Consider the following 15,939-nt stretch of genomic DNA (forward strand, 5'->3'; position numbering starts at 1 on the left):
GCTTGGGATTAGAAGATCTGGATTCTTGGCTCCAGGTTATCGGATTAGGTAATCTCCTTTTATTGTTTTTGCTATATAGAAATAAATTGCAATTTTCGGGATGGTATAAATCTGAAAGTAATTTCAAACTTCCCAAAAAATATAGTTATCCTCTTGGAGCCTTCGCATTGATACTAATTAACTTACCCGTCATTTTTAACTTTACACAGTAATGATTTAGGAGGTTCTCACTATATAAGCGGCGCTAAAGAAAGCGATCATTCCGTTCCGAAGGAAAGTGTCTTCGAAGCTTCAAAATAAACTACAAAATAAACGCTTGCATCTATCAGCTAGGGATGGTATTATATTGCTTGTGCCTTTCTTTAATAGATAATGTGGAGCTGTGGTGTAGAGGCCTAACATGCCTGCCTGTCACGCAGGAGACCGCGGGTTCGAATCCCGTCAGCTCCGCCATACTAACTTGATCACGAACGAGCAGAGATATAACTCTGCTCTTTTTTATGTGTCAAAAAAAACGTCCCTCGGACGTTTAATTGGCTTTGAGCTCGCGTTTTTTATTGGAATGAGCGATCCATTCCGGTAATGCGATTCCCGCTAATATTATGATAACCCCCACCCATTGGATCCAGGATACCTGTTCATGTAGAACGACACTGGAAGCGAGCACAGCGGTGGGCAGTTCTACCGCGCTAAGAATAGTAGCGAGAGACCCTCCAATATGGGGAATTCCGGTCGCGAATAAGAACGGCGGAATGACCGCGCCAAGTAAAGCCAGAAGGACTGCGAAGAGCAGGAGTCCTTCCCCAAGAGAACCATCGATCAAGAAGGTTGGGGGAAAAATAATATTAATCAAAATAAAGGAACCGGTTAGCATAATTGCGCTTCTTTGCGCCGGATGAATATGAGGAACAGCACGCCCGCTGAACAAGATGAACAAGGTATAGGATAGAGCGGCAAGCAATCCAAGAGCTACCCCTGCCCAAGTAAAGGTACCGATTCCCTGTTCTAAAATTCCACTCGCCAAGAGCGTTCCGGATAAAAGAATGAACAGGGCAATCCATTTTTCTTTTCCCGGCCACTTCCGATTGAGCAACGATTCGATTAATAATCCCATCCATGTGAACTGAAAAAGCAGAATGATGGCGAAAGAGGCAGGAATGTATTGTAAAGCTCCGTAATAGAATACACCGGTTAACCCCGTTGTTGTCCCGACAGTCATAAGGACTAGTATTTGCTTGATGGTCATTCGGGAGGCCATTTTTCCTTTAGCTCTGCTTTTAACAAAAGCAAATATTCCCCACAGCGTCAGCATTCCAAGAAGCAGCTGGCTGCCGACCACTTGATTAACGGTGAATCCGGATTTATAGGCAAGCTTAACGATAGTGGATAGAACTCCAAAGCTGATCGCTCCCATAAGCACCAAAACAATATACCGCATTTCATTTCGCATCCCTTGTAACAATTCTCATTGTAAAATGGCAAATAGCCAGTTAATAACACACAAGAAAGGGACCCCTAAAGGGTCCCCTGCTGCTTATGTAATGGTCGAGACGACAGGATTTGAACCTGCGACCTCTTGGTCCCGAACCAAGCGCTCTACCAAGCTGAGCCACGTCTCGATATCTTGTTATCTCACTGGCGCACCCGAGAGGATTCGAACCTCCGACCTGCAGTTTAGGAAACTGTTGCTCTATCCTGCTGAGCTACGGGCGCATAAGCAAAATTGATTATAACATAAAAAATCAGACATGGGAAGAGGATCGGCGTAGCAATATATGGGCTCCCGGTTATCCCGGTTTTGATGCAGAAGGAACGACTGGCTGTTCAGCTTCCAGAAAGGATTACAGAGTATAGCATCATAAAAGAACCGTCCGATTCATGTTCGGACGGCGGCTATTGAGATGACTGTTTATGTCACAATAACTAATCGCGGTTGATCTTCGCCAAATTACTCGGATAGCCGTTTTTTCTCATGGCGCAAGCCGCGAAAAAAATTAGTTAGTAATGAAGAGCATTCTTCTTCAAGCACCCCGCTTATCACTTCCACTTGATGGTTGAATCTCTCCTCCTGCAGCAAATTCATTAACGTCCCGGCACAGCCGGCTTTAGGATCAGCGGTTCCGTAGATGACCTGCGGTATTCTGGATTGGACAATTGCTCCTGCGCACATCGGGCATGGCTCTAGCGTGACATAGAGAGAACATTCAAGCAGACGCCAGGCTTCCAGCCGCTCACTTGCCTCGCGGATTGCCATCATTTCTGCATGGGAGGTCGGATCCAGTGATGTTTCCCGCAGATTATGGCCTCTTCCTATAACTTCCCCGTTATGAACAATAACCGCTCCTATGGGAACTTCTTTTTTAAGCTGCGCTTTCTCAGCCTCTATAATCGCTTCTCGCATCCATCGGTTATGGTCCATCTTTATGCCTCCATACGAATTCTGTGGGTAAAATTATCGAACATTTATTCCTTTGTTAACATGTTGTGGATAACAATGTGGATAAGTCGTTATTAACCTTGATTCTTATTGTATTCTTCCTTCTCTAGAAGAGCAAATCGATGAATAAAAAGTTCGAAAAAGTCAGAATATTACTAGACTTATGCTGGTTTAACGTTGGCGTAGCGGGCGTGTTCATTCGGTACATAAGCAGACTGTGAATAACTAGTGAATAAGTGCAGGAACGGCATTACCCATGATCCATAACAGCGACTTGCTTTCGCCATTCTTCATCGAGAATCCCTTGCAAAATCCGCCGCTGAATTTGTTCTACTCTTTTCTTGGCCAATTTTCGAGTTACTTTAAACGTTGCGGTAAGCAAATCAATCAAATCATTCTGATGAGGGGGAAGCTCCATACGTTTAAGCATAAAGAACGGGATGGCGGCATAAGGAACGAAGCTGTTGGCATCCTGCTCCTGCCACTCGAGGAACGATTCGGGCATCAGGAACTGATTGCCGGAATGTCTCAGGACATGGCAGAGCTCATGGAGAAAATCTTCCCATTGCTGCTCGGAAGAAAGGCGGGAATCGATATTGATGCTGTACATTCCCAATCCACGGTCGATATGGCTGCTTTGAAAAGGTTGGTAATACACCCAGATGTTCATTCTTGATGACACGTATTCTATGGTGAGGTGTTCTGGCCGAGTAATTCGATAGCTGCAACATATTTGCTCGATCCATTGCTCGAAAGGAGTGCATTTATAAAGAGATAACATAGTTATCACCTCTCGGTCATCATCATACTTGCTTAGAACATATGTTCTGTATTGGGTTAAAAAGAAAGGCCCGTTAAGGGCGCAAGACTGCCTGTCCTTCAACTTTATAGATTTTACCTCGCATTGCACCCATTATGCGCCAATGTATTGGCCGCACAGTCTACAAACAAGTTTCTGTCATCTTCCTTGCCTGTCCCCAGGCTTCCGGTCTTTCTCCTTTTCCATTAAAAATTCAAGAAATTTACGGGTCTCCTCACGAATTTCAGGAGACGCATTCTTCAAGTCCCGAAATAAAATGTTCAACTCGGGATCGTCGATCTCCGGCAGTTCCTGATGAGTCCGTGAATCTCGACCCAATAAATAATCGACCGAAACATCGAAAAAATCCGCAATCTGCCTGATCGTGTCAGGATCGGGTTTCCGGTCGCCCGTTTCGTATCTGGACAACTGGACGTTGGAGATGCCTAGCGATTCAGCAAGTCTTTTTTGAGATAGCCCGGCTTGATCCCGAAGAGATTTGATTCGATTACCCAAAATGCTCATTGGAAGGTCCCCACTTCACAATTCAGTTAGTAATCAAATATTACCATTTACCATAACGGTAAATAAATAGATTTGCCAAAAAGGAAAATAGAAGATTGACATTACCAAAATGGCAATGATATTCTAAATATAAGTTTACCGAAATGGTAACAAGCTTGGCTGTTTTTTAGTTATAGAAAAAATTTTTAAAATAAACTTTGCCATATCGGCAAATTGTGAGGAGAGTGGGTGAAATGGAAAGGGGAATAGCAGAGGAATCATTAATGTGGATGAGCATGGAGGAATTGAAGAAATCTTATCAAGGAACTTATCGAATCATCCAGCAAGCCCATCAGAACTCTCAGCATGCAGGAGAGAAGAAGCTTCTTTCTGAAATGCTGTCGGACTGTTTATTTGTCATAGAGTGGATTGGCAGCGGAAGGCCGCCGGGAAATCGCCGCGGGATTGAAAGGAGAGCGGCCTATCAGAGGGAAAAGCTTGTCGATCCGATTTCCATGCAGGCCTATGTGCACAAGAGCACTGCGGGCAGTCCGGCCAATCTGACCGATGGACAGAGGGCTAAGCTGAAGACGGCCTTGTCCAAGCTGAGTGACAGGGAGAGAGACTGCTATGTGATGGCCCATGGAGAATGCTTCTCCTACAGCGAAATTGCCGCCATGCTGCAGATTACTAAAGGCAGTGTCGCCCAATACATTTCTCGGGCGCAGAAGAAAATTTCGCAGCAGATAATGATGAAAGAGGACAACGGACCCGTTGGAGCCACTACCTGTCATACGATTGCCACCTATAGATGAGGGAGGCTGGAAGGCTCCCCGTCCTTTCACAATTCAGGGGAAAGGAGTGAAAGGCTATGAAATGAACTATAGCGGCTTTTTCTAAGGAAAAGCAAGAAAGGGGGAAGACCGGTGAACTACGTTAGATCTGTCAGAGGATTTCGGGAATCCGCGGCCGCCCTCCGAGGGAGGCAGGTGCTGCACCATGGACATCACGTGGGCTGATTTCGTAGAGGGAGCTGTAGCCGCGATACACGAACGCTTTCCGGACATCCCTATTCATCTGGAGGAAGAAGGCGGCGGAGAACCTGCAAGACCCTGCTTTATTGTAAGGCTCGCAGCGGCGCGCCAGGTTAAAGAGATCGATCGTCGGTATTTGCGGACTCATTCGTTGGTCGTAGAGTATCTGCCCGATAACGTTCTTACGAATTTTCATGAAATAGCTGAAGCTCTTTACGATCAGCTCGAAGCCATCCAAGTGGCGGGCAGCCTCTGCAGGGGGAGTCAATGGAGTCATGAAATCAAGAACGGAACCCTTTACTTTGCCGCGGATTATTCGATGTATTTGTTACGGTCCGAGGCGCCGTCGCCGAAGATGCAATCATTCAAACAGGAGGGATCTATCAAGAATGGCTAAGAAAAATCAAGCAAAAGGGTATACGAAGCAGCAGTTTTTGCAATCTGACCGTTATTCGCCTGTCCACAAAAATGTGCTGGATGCCCTGTTAACCGAAGACGAAACTTATACGACGGATCAGGTCGCTAAAAAAGTAGAACAGTTTATGAAAAAGGAGGCCAAATAAATGGCGGGAGGAACATGGACGACTCAAAATAAAGTGCGCCCGGGCGTTTATATTAATTTTGCAGGAGAAGCAAAGCCGCTTGGTGCCATGGGTGATCGCGGGACGGTGACGATGCCGCTTAAATTAAGCTGGGGGAAAGCCAAATCGGTGATGACCATCCATGCGGGAGATAATCTGAAAGAAGCTTTGGGGTATGATCTATCGGCTCCCCAATTGCGGTTGGTGCGCGAGGCACTGAAAAGAGCCAGAACACTGCTGGTTTATCGGGTGAACGCCGGGGTTAAAGCCACGGCAACCTTGACCTCACTAAACGCTACGGCGAAGCATGGTGGTGTCCGCGGGAACGACATTATGATTACGGTTCAGCCGAACCTTGACCAGGATGATCATTTCGATGTTCGGACTTTAGTTGCGGGCGAAGAAGTGGATCTTCAAACGATAGGTGACCTTTCGGAGCTTCAGGCTAACGAATGGGTCGAATTTGAAGGGGAAGGAGTGCCGGAGGCTACCGCTGGATTTCCGTTAACCGGAGGGGAAGACGGAACAGCCACCAACGAGGACTATACCGATTATTTGAATGCCATTGAAGTCCATGACTTTCAAACGATGGCCTTGCCGTCTGGAGAGGCAACCTTGAAATCCCTCTACACTTCTTTCATTAAAAGACTGCGGGAAACGGAAGGCAGGAAGGTTCAAGCCGTATTGGCCAATTATCCGGAAGCGGACTATGAAGGAATTATCAGCGTCAAGAATGGGGTCATCCTGTCCGACGGGACGGAGCTGGATGCCGTTCAAGCTACCGTATGGGTCGCGGCGGCGACGGCTTCCGCCGAGGTTAACGAATCGTTAACGTACCAGGCGTATGACGATGCAGTAGATGTGGATGTTCGCTATACGAATAGCGAAATTGAAGCGGCTTTGCGTGGCGGCGAATTCGTCTTCGTACACAACCATGGCCGTGCGGTCATAGAGCAGGACATTAATACGTTCCGTTCTTATGCTCCGAATAAAGGCAGGCTGTTCTCCAAAAACCGGGCTATCCGTGTACTGGACGGTTTGGCCAACGATTTTAAACGGAAATTCGAAATGTACTATATCGGTAAAGTGAACAATAATGCAGACGGAAGAAGTCTGTTCCGCTCCGAATGCGTCAACGATATGGAACGCTACCAGAACTTGAACGCGATCCAAAATTTCAATTCCCAGACCGATATTACCGTTTCTGAGGGAGACGATCTCGATAGTATTTTTGTAGAAACTCAGGTACAGCCGGTAGATGCTATTGAAAAAATCTATATGAAAGTGAAGGTGAAGTAAATTGGCATGGTTAAGAGCAAGAGATACTATTTCCGGACAGGAAGGCCGGGCTTACGCCAAGATTGGCAATGATAACATTGAGATGTTTTATATTAAAACACTGGAAGCAACGGTGGAGAAGGAGAAAGCGGAAGTTAAAACCCTTGGCCGCCGCGGAACCCAGCATAAGGCAACAGGCTGGACCGGAACGGGTAGCATGACGATTTATTATGTCACTACCCGGTTTAGAGAATTGATGTATGACTACATGAAGACCGGTGTGGATACTTACTTCGAAATTGAAGTCATTAACGAAGATCCGGCTTCCAGCATCGGATCGCAGACCGTCCGGTTGAAGGGAGTTAACCTAAACAGCGTCGTTATGGCGTCTTTGGACACGGAATCCGAGGCTCTCGAGGAAGAGCTGGAATTTACCTTTGAAGATGTAGATATTATTGGCAGTTTCAGAAAGCCGACCGAATAAGGAGGATGAACGATGAGTGACTTGAGTATGTTTTTTGCGCAGAACGCGCTAGCCGATCTGACCGAAGAGGTCATCGTATCGCCTCGGTTTCGGGATGCGAATGGCAAAGCCATTGCATGGAAGCTGCAAAGCATGACAGAAGAAGAGAACGAGAGCTGCCGAAAAGCGGCTACGAAACGGGTAAAAGGCAAGAATGGCGTGTACACTCCGGAGATCAACTCCGACGAATACGTGGCCAAGCTGGCGGTGGCGAGCGTCGTCTACCCTAACTTGAAGGATGACAAGCTGCAAAAATCGTACGGCGTCCTCGGAGCGGAGTCGCTCTTGCGAAAGATGCTGCTGCCGGGCGAATACGCCACTCTCGTGCAGAAGGTGCAGGAGATCAATGGCTTCGATAAAGATTTGAACGAACTGGTGGATGAAGTAAAAAACTAATCAAGGGAGGCGATGGGGAAAGCAATTACGCTTACTACGCCCTCCATGAACTTCATATATTGCCCCATGAACTGGCGAGAATGTCGCGGCCTGAAAAGGCTGCGATTTTCGCCATGATCGATATTCGCATCGAAAAAGAAAAGCGAGCCTCCAAGAAGAGAAAGAAATAACGATCTGTACACTCCCAACCGAAGGGAAGCAAAAAGGAGGTGGGAAGATGGCTTCTATAAATAGTATTTTACAGATATTCGGTAATATAGGTAAGTTGTTTAATAGAACAGGTCAAGCTGCCAATTCTGCGGCCAAGGCAATGGCTCCATTGCCAGTCGTAGCTACTAAAATGACCAGTGACTTCATGATAATGACACAAACTTTTTCCAAATTTACAGCTATTCGTAGTATAAAACAAAGTTCAGACTCGACGGCACAATCCATGGTCAAGTTTCAGAGGATGGTATATACATGTACCACTGCAACGGTGCAATTTCGAAGCAGTGTCAGCAATGCTGCAGATTCAGCAAAGCAATTAGGCGAGGCTACCAAAAACTCCGACAAAGGCATTAAAAAAGTAGGCAAGTTTCTGGGTGATTTAGGAGACAAGCTGCATAGAGCAGCACAGAGAATAGACAATTTTGCAAAAGAGGCCGGCTTTACTTCGGGTTCCAAAAGGAGTTCTTCCGACGCTTCAAAAAAGAGCTCTTCCGACTGTTCCGATAGTGGCGAAAAGTCACCCAATAAATTTATGGGCGGAGCGAAAAAGTGGATTCCCAAAGGATTGAGTATGGTCAAACAGCATGGCGGGGCCGTTCTCAGTGCTGCTATGGAGCAAGAACAATTAAAGGATGCGTTCATTGCCAGAACAGGCAACGAAGAGGTTGGAACCGCCATGTTTGAAAAATTCCGGCAGGATGCGCTGAGAACCGGAGCAGATGTCAAGGAATATTTAACCGGAACCTTGCAGAACTTCTCTTTGACTAAAAATACGGATCAAATAAGCGAATTAAACTTGTTAGCTGATAAACTGAGGGTATTTGACAAGTCTGGCAAAGGAATGGAAGGTGCCTTTGAATCCGTACGCAGGGCATTAGCGGGCGATTTGGGGAGCTTGGCTGCTCAGCTAAATCTACCGTTGCAGGTTCTAGAATCCTTTAATTTAGGGGAATTGGCTAGCCAAGGAGATTTCGACGGATTCATATCGGCCTTTAACCAATTGTTGGAGAGCCAGGGGATGGGTCAAGAGGCCTTCGAAACGATGATGGATAGTCCAGTTAACAAGTGGCAGACCTTATTGGGCAATTTTAATACCATGCTGGCGACTATTGGAACTCAAGCACTGCAGGCTTTGGCCCCTCTTATGGATACTTTAAACGCCGCTTTTGAGAGCGGACAATTCGACCCCTTTATTAATGCCCTTGCTGTGGGACTTGAGTATTTAGCCCTTGGATTCGAATGGCTTGTCCTTAATATTCCACCTGCATGGGAGGTTATAAAGCAAGTAATAGCGGGGGTTGCCACTGCCATCCGGTCATTGGCAATTATATTGATTGCACTCTCCCCTGTCATAATAGGGATCGCGGTTGCTTGGCAAACTTATTCTCTAGTAACAAGCTTGGGAGCGACAGTAACAAGATTGGCAGGGATAGTGATAGGATTCACTTCTAACGCCTTGAGAGTGCTGGGGACAACATTAAAAACATTAGGTCACATCATGAGAACCCATCCAATTCTATTTTTTGTCTCCATTATAATCGGAATCATCTCTGCCATATTAGCTTTTCAATCGGTAACCGATGGCCTGCGCAAAGTATTTAGCAAGGCATTTGGTTTTATTGTAGATGTGGCGGAGGGGGCTGTTAATTTCATTATCGGCTTGGTAAATGGGTTAATAAGCGGAATTAACTCCATAGCCGGTTTTTTTGGCCGACTGCTAGGAATAGAAGAGGATCTGATCCCGGAGATTGAATTTAAGGCCGATTTCTCGGAATTCAAAAAAGCGGGCCAAGAATTTATTGAAGATTTTACTCTGGACGATATTAAAGCCAAGTTCGGTCTCGACGAACCTATAAATAATAATAATCCTGATGAACTGCTGGGTGGCTGGAATTCCGGTATAAACGACAGTCCTTTCATGGGACAGGCCTCCAGTATGGATTCTATCGGCAAAGTGGGGGAAGTAGGAAAGATCAATAACACGGTCGATGTGGCCAGCGAGGATTTGGAAATTATGCGGGAGCTTGCGGAAATCGAGAGCATTCAGAACTTTGTCACTCTGACTCCTACCGTACAGATGCATACCGGCGACATTAATAACGGCTATGATGCCGAAACGATTATAAGTCGTATCGAGCAGAAGCTGGAGGAGGAGTTCGTGGCGGCGGCAGAGGGGGTTTACGGGTAATGGCAATGGAGATTATAGAAGGAGTTTGGCTTAGCTACAACAATCAGGAAGAAGGGTTTCGGCTTCCTGTCAACCCGCCTTCGATTGAAGTTAAAGAAGCGGGCAGCGGCAAGAAGTATACGATACTAGGTCAAGGTGAAGTGAATGTCATTCAGGCTCCGGAGCTGCGAGAGGTAAGCTTTGAAAGCTTTTTTCCATTGAATAAAGATAAAGATCCCTATGTAGTCAGTGATAAGCTGGAGAAACCGATGTGGTATGTAGAATACATTCAAAAATGGATGGCGACCAAACGGCCTATCCGTTTCGTTTATGCCGGATCTAACGTATATGTCGACTCTGAAGGAGTCAAAATTGCGGAATTGAACATACCGGCCAGCATAGAGAGCTTTACCTGGCGAGAAGTGGCTGGTTCTCCCGGCGATTTGGAATTTAAGATGTCGCTCAAGGAGTACGTGTTCTATTCCGCTGTCCGAACTACTATTATCGATGATCAGGGGGAGGCGGTTCTGGAAGCTCAGCAGCCGCAACGCCCCGATGAAAGAGAACCTCTCAAAACCTATACACTGGTTGCCGGAGACGGCTTATGGAAAGTCGCTCAAAAATGCTTGGGAGACGGGTCCCGTTATCGGGAAATTCAGCAGCTTAATGGCATTAGTGACGCTCAACTGGATCGTTTACCTATTGGCATGACGCTCCAGTTACCCTAGGAGGGAGTCCCCATGGTGGAAATTTTACTGGATAATAAGAACGGGAATGTGTGGGATATCACCCATCTTGTATCCAATCTAACTTGGACGACAAGCCGCATCGGGAAACCGGCCAGTCTGGACCTTACTTTTATCCGGGGAGGGCTATATGAGGAGCGCAGCTTTGAGGTTAACAACGGAGATATTGTCCGTTTTCGCAAAGAGGATGAGAACGTCTTCTACGGTTATGTGTTTTCCATTGATCGCGGGATCGATGAGTCGGTCCGGTTGAAGGCCTACGACCAAGTGCGTTACCTGCTCTCTAACGATTACTACCGGTTTACCGATGTAACGGCAACTCAAATCATTCAAACGATCGCCGAGGATAACCAATTAAAGGTTGGAACATTGGATGATACCGGATTCCGCATCCCGACCCTGCTGGAGGAAGATAAAAAGCTTCTCGACATTATATGCAAGGCGATTGATTTAACTCTTATTTCCACTAAGCGCATCTATGTCTTTTTTGATGATTATGGGGAGCTTTCTCTCCGCAGCGTGGAAAACATGAGAGTCGATTTTGCTCTCGGCGAAAAAAGTCTCCTCTACGACTATCAATATTCACGTTCGATCGATAAAGAAACCTACAATCGAGTGAAGCTTTCCCAAGAAAATAAGGAAGAGAATACGAAAAAAATCTATATTGCCCAGGACAGCGCCAATATAGCTAAATGGGGTCAGCTTCAGCTTTATAAAACGGTCGATGAACAGTTGAACTATGCGCAAATAAGTGAAATGCTCGATCAACTGATCCAGTTGAAAAACCGGGAGCAAAAAACGCTGCAGGTCGACGCTCTGGGAGATATCCGGCTGAGGGCCGGGTGCATTGTGCCTATCCTTATAGACGAATTGGATATTAATCAAACGTTCCTAGTGGATCAATGCAGTCATAAAATCGAAGGGGCAAATCATACCATGACGCTGGAATTGAGGGTGATTTAATGGCAATGCTGGATATTATCAAAAAAGCAGGTATGGGAGCTGTGCAGGCCGGCAATCCGGTTGCTGTCACCTACGCGACGGTTTCCCAAGTCCATCCTCTGGAGCTTTATGTAGATCAGAAGTCTACGCTCACGGAGGATTTTTTAATTGTTCCCGAACATATGAAAGAGTACAAAGTGACGGTTGGTGATCAGGAGGTTGTGATTCGCAAAGGATTGGAGCGCGGCGATAAATTGATTCTGATTCGGGCTCAGGGGGGCCAAAGCTTTGTCATCGTAGGGCGGGTGACGGGATCATGATACCTCAAGGCGGATCGATCCGCGAGATTCGAGAAGTGAAGCAGAGGCGGCAGCCCAGCTTAACCTACAGATTGGATTTAAAAAATAAGCGCATATCAGGCAGGATCGATGGGCTGGAGGCTGTTAAGCAAGCGGTATATAAAATTTTGCGAACGGAACGGTACGAGCATCTTATTTATACTCCGAATTACGGGAGTGAGCTCATTAGCTTGCTAGGCAAAGATTCCGGGTTGTTCCATTCAGAGTTAAAGCGCCGTATTCAGGAGGCGTTGATGCAAGATGACCGCGTTCAGGAAGTAACCGATTTTGATGTGACGTATCTAGGGGATTCGGCTTCGGTTGAATTTACCGTCCATTCGGATTTCGGCAGCTTTCGGATAACGGAGGAGGTGAAGTCGAATGTATGAGCAGCAAACCTTTGAAGCGATATTAAAGCGCATGCTGAACCGCATTCCTGCTGATTTAGACAAACGGGAAGGCAGCATTATTTATGATGCATTGGCTCCGGCGGCGGCAGAATTAGCCCAGTTTTACATGGAGATAGATAAAAATATCCGCCTATCCTATGCAGACACCTCCAGCGGTGAATTTCTGGGCCGCCGAACGGCAGAATTCGGACTGGCCAGAAAACCGGCCATCTCAGCGAGACGTAAAGGATTGTTTTATAATTCCAAAGGCGATCCCGTAGATGTTCCTATAGGCAGCCGTTTTTCTATCGATCAGATCAAGTATGTGGTCGTGGAAAAAAGAGCAGCAGGCGAGTTCGAGATGCTGTGCGAGACGCCGGGCGAGGCCGGCAATCGTCAATTCGGCGCTATGCTGCCCATCGACTACATTAAAGACCTAACCCGGGCGGAACTGTCCGAAGTGCTGGTTCATGGGGAAGACGAGGAAAGTGATGAAGCTCTGCGCCAGCGCTATTTGGAAGCGATCAATGAACAGCCTTTTGGCGGGAATGTTTCCGATTATCGGCAAAAAATCAAGTCGATTCCGGGAGTGGGCGGGGTTAAGGTGTTTCCGGTTTGGCAGGGCGGCGGAACCGTCAAGTGTACGATTATCGCCAGCGACTTTTCCCCTCCGGCAGAAGAACTGATTGAAGAGGTGCAGACCCGAATCGATCCTAGTCAGAATAAAGGAAAAGGAGAAGGGTTGGCGCCGATCGGACATGAGGTCGCTATTCATGGGGTGCAAGGAGTCCCCATTGATGTAGAAACGACCGTGACGCTGGATTCGGAAACGACCTTGGGGCAAGTACAGGAAGAAATAGAAGCGATCATCGAAGACTATCTGCTTTCCTTGCGCAAGGTCTGGAATCAGGAGGACCGGCTAACGGTTCGGGTCAGTCAACTGGAAGCGCGAATTCTCTCGGTCAAAGGAATCGCCGATATTACCCAAACGAAATTAAATGGGGATAGCGGCAATCTGGAGTTGGGCGGAGAAGAAGTGCCGATCCAAGGAGGGATAAGCATCCATGCGTGATCGACTCATGTCACATTTGCCGGAGATTTACGACGAGATTGCCGAATTTATGGAAATTACGGATCGCTCGGATGAAGAGCTCGAGCAGCTTTATGCGGCCGTGGTTCGTTGGTTGAACGATCAATTTGTCCTGACTTCTTCCGAGCGAGCCGTCAAACGGCGGGAGCAGCAATTACGGATCCAGGCCGATCCGACTGCGGAAACGCTGGACTTTCGTAAAAAACGGATCATCAACCGGTATTCGACCAAGCCACCTTTTACGATCCGATATCTGCAAGAACGAATAGATTATTTGCTGGGCAAAAACAGGGCCTTTGTCCGTGTCGATCCCCAGAACTTTATTCTTAATATTACGGCCAGCATCCAGGATGCGGGTGTTTTTAAAGAGATGGAACACACCGTCATGAGCATCAAGCCGGCTAACCTGATCTATCATCAGCAGACGGCGGTCAAGGATAAGCTCCAACTGGTCGAGCATATCGCCAAGCATGATATGACGTGGAATTACAAGCTGGATGGAACGTGGAGGCTGGGAGAACAGCCCTTTGCATCCTTAGGTCCGGAGGTGGTTATTAAATGATTACAACCCATTTTTTGAATAAGGTGGCCCGGTTCGCCGATAGCCGAGTAGCCAAAATCGTACTGAATGAAACCTATGAAATTACGAAATTTACATTAAAACGGGTAGAGAACAACGAGTTGATCCTGAATTATATGGTTCCGTTTGGCTCGGTAGAAACCATTACGCTTATCGAGCTAAAAGAAGCGGATGATCGTACCTTAAGTTCAAATGAGGTCTACGTCCCGGTTACAACGGATACGATCATGATTCAGACCATCGAGGTCAAGGAGGGATAACATGGCTAAGACCGATTGGACATACGAGGACGTAGTCAAACCGGAGGATTTGAATGAGATTGGGCAGGGGATTAATGTTAATAGGACGGCTGCCCAAACAGCACAGCAATCGGCGGACGCAGCCCAAACTGCAGCCGAAGCTGCCCAATCAACGGCTGACAGCGCTAATACAGCGATAGCCAGTCACACCAATGCGACATCCGCTCACGGAGCTACGTCAGCGGCCACGCCTAATCGGATGGCTATGCGGGATTCTGCCGGGCGCATGAAAGCGGCGGCTCCCGCTGCATCGGACGATGTAGCTAGGAAGGCGGAAGTGGATGCGCATGCCAGTAACAAAAGCAACCCGCATGGTGTTACAGCGGCACAAGTCGGGGCGCTACCATTAACTGGCGGAACGATCACGTCTACGTACTCAACGCCGCTTGCTATTAAGACTTCGGGGGTCGGGTATGGGTACATTCCTTTTTATACGGACAAAACAGACTTAAACAAAAGGACAGCTTATTTTGGTTTTCCAGGCGGGAACGATAACGAAGCCAATATGGCTATCAAAAACGAAGTAAACGGAGGGAATCTTAGCCTATATACATCTGGGGGTGGTGAGGTATTTATTGGACCACCTGTGAACGCTAGTGGAAATATTACTATAAATAATAGTAGACCTTTAATAAATTTTAAGCCATCCAACGATACGGGGACTTCCCATATAGGAGATCTATACCAGGACTCTAAAGGGAATTTCAAATGGGCTGTTGGATACGTTCCGGGATCTGGGAACTTTATAGTGTATGACTATGGCAGGAACGTATCAGCAATGACAATAAATCCACAAGGAGAGGTGTATTTTAGCGGAAATAAAGCAGTCACGAACGGAGATTACTCTAACAAATCAGTAATTCTCATTAATGTGTCAGATTCCGCATGGACAAGGGCAATGTCCTTTGTAAGCCCAAATAAAGACAACATCACCTGGGAGCGAACAACAAGCTCCAGCGAAGCATTTAAAGTCTTTAACGATACTGCGAAGCAGATGTTATTTCGGGTACTGGACAGCGGTGCTGTACAAGTGAAGGGAAATCACGAGGTCTGGCATGCTGGAAACTTCAACCCCAATTCCAAAGCCAACTACTCCGGGAATAAAGTATATGCATCTGGTGCATGGGCAGGTCTTCGGGCTAATGCAAGTGCTGGCTCAAATGCGGAAGTCGATTTAGAAGTAAACGGAGTTAGACGCGGACTTATATCTGTAGGTGACGATATCGACATACGAAAATATGCAGCTAACGGATCAACTATAGAAAGTAGGCTCACTTTAACATCAGACGGCGTGAAGGCGAATAATAGCGATATTTGGACCAACGCCAACAACGCCGCATCTAAAGCTATGCATGGGTATCAACGTCTTGCGAGTGGCGTTATACTGCAATGGGTTGTCTCTACTCCACCGACTCCGGGACGTAACAAAGTAAATTTTCCGATTGCATTTCCGAACAGTGTGAGATCGGTAGTAGTTACCCCCAGACTATTCAACGCAGAAATGGGATCGGCAGTTATAACCGATCTAACTAATACTCAGGCCGAAGTTCACCTAGACTATGCTGGAGGAGCAACTGGGGGCGGTCGGGGTTACACGTTGTTCGCGATTGGTTATTAGGAGGGATG

The 15,939-nt window shown here is 46.9% G+C and carries 20 protein-coding genes and 3 tRNA genes; 17 read left to right on the plus strand and 6 right to left on the minus strand.

Translation table 11 applies throughout. The features are described 5' to 3' along the window. Positions 1 to 376 precede the first annotated feature (376 nt). A tRNA-Asp gene (locus tag KJS69_RS23260) sits at positions 377 to 453 on the plus strand. Positions 454 to 529: 76 nt separating this feature from the next. Here the strand turns inward: KJS69_RS23260 and KJS69_RS23265 are convergent. From KJS69_RS23265 to KJS69_RS23290, 6 genes are all read right to left on the minus strand, one after another. Continuing rightward, entirely contained in the window at positions 530 to 1,438 is a 909-nt protein-coding gene (locus KJS69_RS23265; RefSeq protein ID WP_213586195.1) for an EamA family transporter, read from the minus strand. 104 nt (positions 1,439 to 1,542) lie between these two features. Then, a tRNA-Pro gene (locus KJS69_RS23270) sits at positions 1,543 to 1,619 on the minus strand. A gap of 17 nt (positions 1,620 to 1,636) precedes the next feature. Further along, positions 1,637 to 1,713 (minus strand) — tRNA-Arg (locus tag KJS69_RS23275). A gap of 235 nt (positions 1,714 to 1,948) precedes the next feature. Then, complete coding sequence (gene tadA, locus KJS69_RS23280; protein ID WP_213586196.1) at positions 1,949 to 2,419, minus strand: tRNA adenosine(34) deaminase TadA; 471 nt, start codon at positions 2,417 to 2,419, stop codon at positions 1,949 to 1,951. A gap of 268 nt (positions 2,420 to 2,687) precedes the next feature. Further along, positions 2,688 to 3,218 (minus strand): ImmA/IrrE family metallo-endopeptidase, encoded by a 531-nt coding sequence (locus KJS69_RS23285; RefSeq protein ID WP_213586197.1) that lies wholly within the window; start codon positions 3,216 to 3,218, stop codon positions 2,688 to 2,690. Between the two features lie 177 nt (positions 3,219 to 3,395). Beyond that, entirely contained in the window at positions 3,396 to 3,761 is a 366-nt protein-coding gene (locus KJS69_RS23290) for a helix-turn-helix domain-containing protein (RefSeq protein WP_213586198.1), read from the minus strand. Between the two features lie 233 nt (positions 3,762 to 3,994). On the opposite strand from KJS69_RS23290, the gene KJS69_RS23295 reads away from it, so the two are divergent. The 16 genes from KJS69_RS23295 to KJS69_RS23365 all read left to right on the plus strand — a co-directional run bounded on the left by KJS69_RS23295 (position 3,995) and on the right by KJS69_RS23365 (position 15,931). Continuing rightward, a complete protein-coding gene (locus KJS69_RS23295; protein WP_249730682.1) occupies positions 3,995 to 4,555 on the plus strand; it encodes a sigma-70 family RNA polymerase sigma factor in 561 nt (186 codons plus the stop codon). Between the two features lie 184 nt (positions 4,556 to 4,739). Beyond that, complete coding sequence (locus KJS69_RS23300) at positions 4,740 to 5,171, plus strand: phage tail terminator family protein (protein ID WP_213586199.1); 432 nt, start codon at positions 4,740 to 4,742, stop codon at positions 5,169 to 5,171. After that, positions 5,164 to 5,337, plus strand: a complete 174-nt coding sequence (locus KJS69_RS23305) for a hypothetical protein (RefSeq protein WP_213586200.1) — start codon at positions 5,164 to 5,166, stop codon at positions 5,335 to 5,337. Before KJS69_RS23300 ends, KJS69_RS23305 begins: the two co-directional genes overlap by 8 nt. Continuing rightward, positions 5,338 to 6,654 (plus strand): phage tail sheath family protein, encoded by a 1,317-nt coding sequence (locus KJS69_RS23310; RefSeq protein ID WP_213586201.1) that lies wholly within the window; start codon positions 5,338 to 5,340, stop codon positions 6,652 to 6,654. A 1-nt stretch (position 6,655) separates the two neighbouring features. Beyond that, a complete protein-coding gene (locus tag KJS69_RS23315) occupies positions 6,656 to 7,117 on the plus strand; it encodes a phage tail tube protein (RefSeq protein ID WP_213586202.1) in 462 nt (153 codons plus the stop codon). A gap of 12 nt (positions 7,118 to 7,129) precedes the next feature. Next, entirely contained in the window at positions 7,130 to 7,552 is a 423-nt protein-coding gene (locus KJS69_RS23320; protein WP_213586203.1) for a phage tail assembly chaperone, read from the plus strand. A 217-nt stretch (positions 7,553 to 7,769) separates the two neighbouring features. Then, positions 7,770 to 9,950 (plus strand): hypothetical protein, encoded by a 2,181-nt coding sequence (locus KJS69_RS23325; RefSeq protein ID WP_213586204.1) that lies wholly within the window; start codon positions 7,770 to 7,772, stop codon positions 9,948 to 9,950. After that, on the plus strand, positions 9,950 to 10,657 hold the full coding sequence (locus KJS69_RS23330) for a LysM peptidoglycan-binding domain-containing protein (protein WP_249730683.1): 708 nt from the start codon (positions 9,950 to 9,952) through the stop codon (positions 10,655 to 10,657). The genes KJS69_RS23325 and KJS69_RS23330 overlap by 1 nt, the downstream gene beginning before the upstream one ends. A gap of 12 nt (positions 10,658 to 10,669) precedes the next feature. Further along, positions 10,670 to 11,638, plus strand: coding sequence for an XkdQ/YqbQ family protein (locus KJS69_RS23335; RefSeq protein WP_213586205.1), 969 nt, complete (start codon positions 10,670 to 10,672; stop codon positions 11,636 to 11,638). Then, a complete protein-coding gene (locus tag KJS69_RS23340; protein ID WP_306434428.1) occupies positions 11,638 to 11,937 on the plus strand; it encodes a DUF2577 domain-containing protein in 300 nt (99 codons plus the stop codon). Before KJS69_RS23335 ends, KJS69_RS23340 begins: the two co-directional genes overlap by 1 nt. Then, on the plus strand, positions 11,934 to 12,344 hold the full coding sequence (locus KJS69_RS23345; RefSeq protein ID WP_213586206.1) for a DUF2634 domain-containing protein: 411 nt from the start codon (positions 11,934 to 11,936) through the stop codon (positions 12,342 to 12,344). The genes KJS69_RS23340 and KJS69_RS23345 overlap by 4 nt, the downstream gene beginning before the upstream one ends. Beyond that, complete coding sequence (locus KJS69_RS23350; RefSeq protein WP_213586207.1) at positions 12,337 to 13,416, plus strand: baseplate J/gp47 family protein; 1,080 nt, start codon at positions 12,337 to 12,339, stop codon at positions 13,414 to 13,416. Before KJS69_RS23345 ends, KJS69_RS23350 begins: the two co-directional genes overlap by 8 nt. Beyond that, positions 13,409 to 13,996 carry a putative phage tail protein gene (locus tag KJS69_RS23355; protein ID WP_213586208.1) on the plus strand — a complete coding sequence of 196 codons (588 nt, stop codon included), beginning with the start codon at positions 13,409 to 13,411 and terminating at the stop codon, positions 13,994 to 13,996. Before KJS69_RS23350 ends, KJS69_RS23355 begins: the two co-directional genes overlap by 8 nt. Then, positions 13,993 to 14,274, plus strand: coding sequence for a ketopantoate hydroxymethyltransferase (locus tag KJS69_RS23360; RefSeq protein ID WP_213586209.1), 282 nt, complete (start codon positions 13,993 to 13,995; stop codon positions 14,272 to 14,274). The genes KJS69_RS23355 and KJS69_RS23360 overlap by 4 nt, the downstream gene beginning before the upstream one ends. A gap of 53 nt (positions 14,275 to 14,327) precedes the next feature. Further along, a complete protein-coding gene (locus KJS69_RS30050; protein ID WP_283777483.1) occupies positions 14,328 to 14,453 on the plus strand; it encodes a hypothetical protein in 126 nt (41 codons plus the stop codon). Positions 14,454 to 14,539: 86 nt separating this feature from the next. Then, the gene (locus tag KJS69_RS23365) at positions 14,540 to 15,931 is read left to right on the plus strand and encodes a gp53-like domain-containing protein (RefSeq protein ID WP_213586210.1); all 1,392 of its coding nucleotides are present in this window, start codon (positions 14,540 to 14,542) and stop codon (positions 15,929 to 15,931) included. Positions 15,932 to 15,939: the final 8 nt, after the last annotated feature.

This window comes from Paenibacillus sp. J2TS4 (assembly GCF_018403245.1).
Taxonomy (GTDB): domain Bacteria; phylum Bacillota; class Bacilli; order Paenibacillales; family NBRC-103111; genus Paenibacillus_L.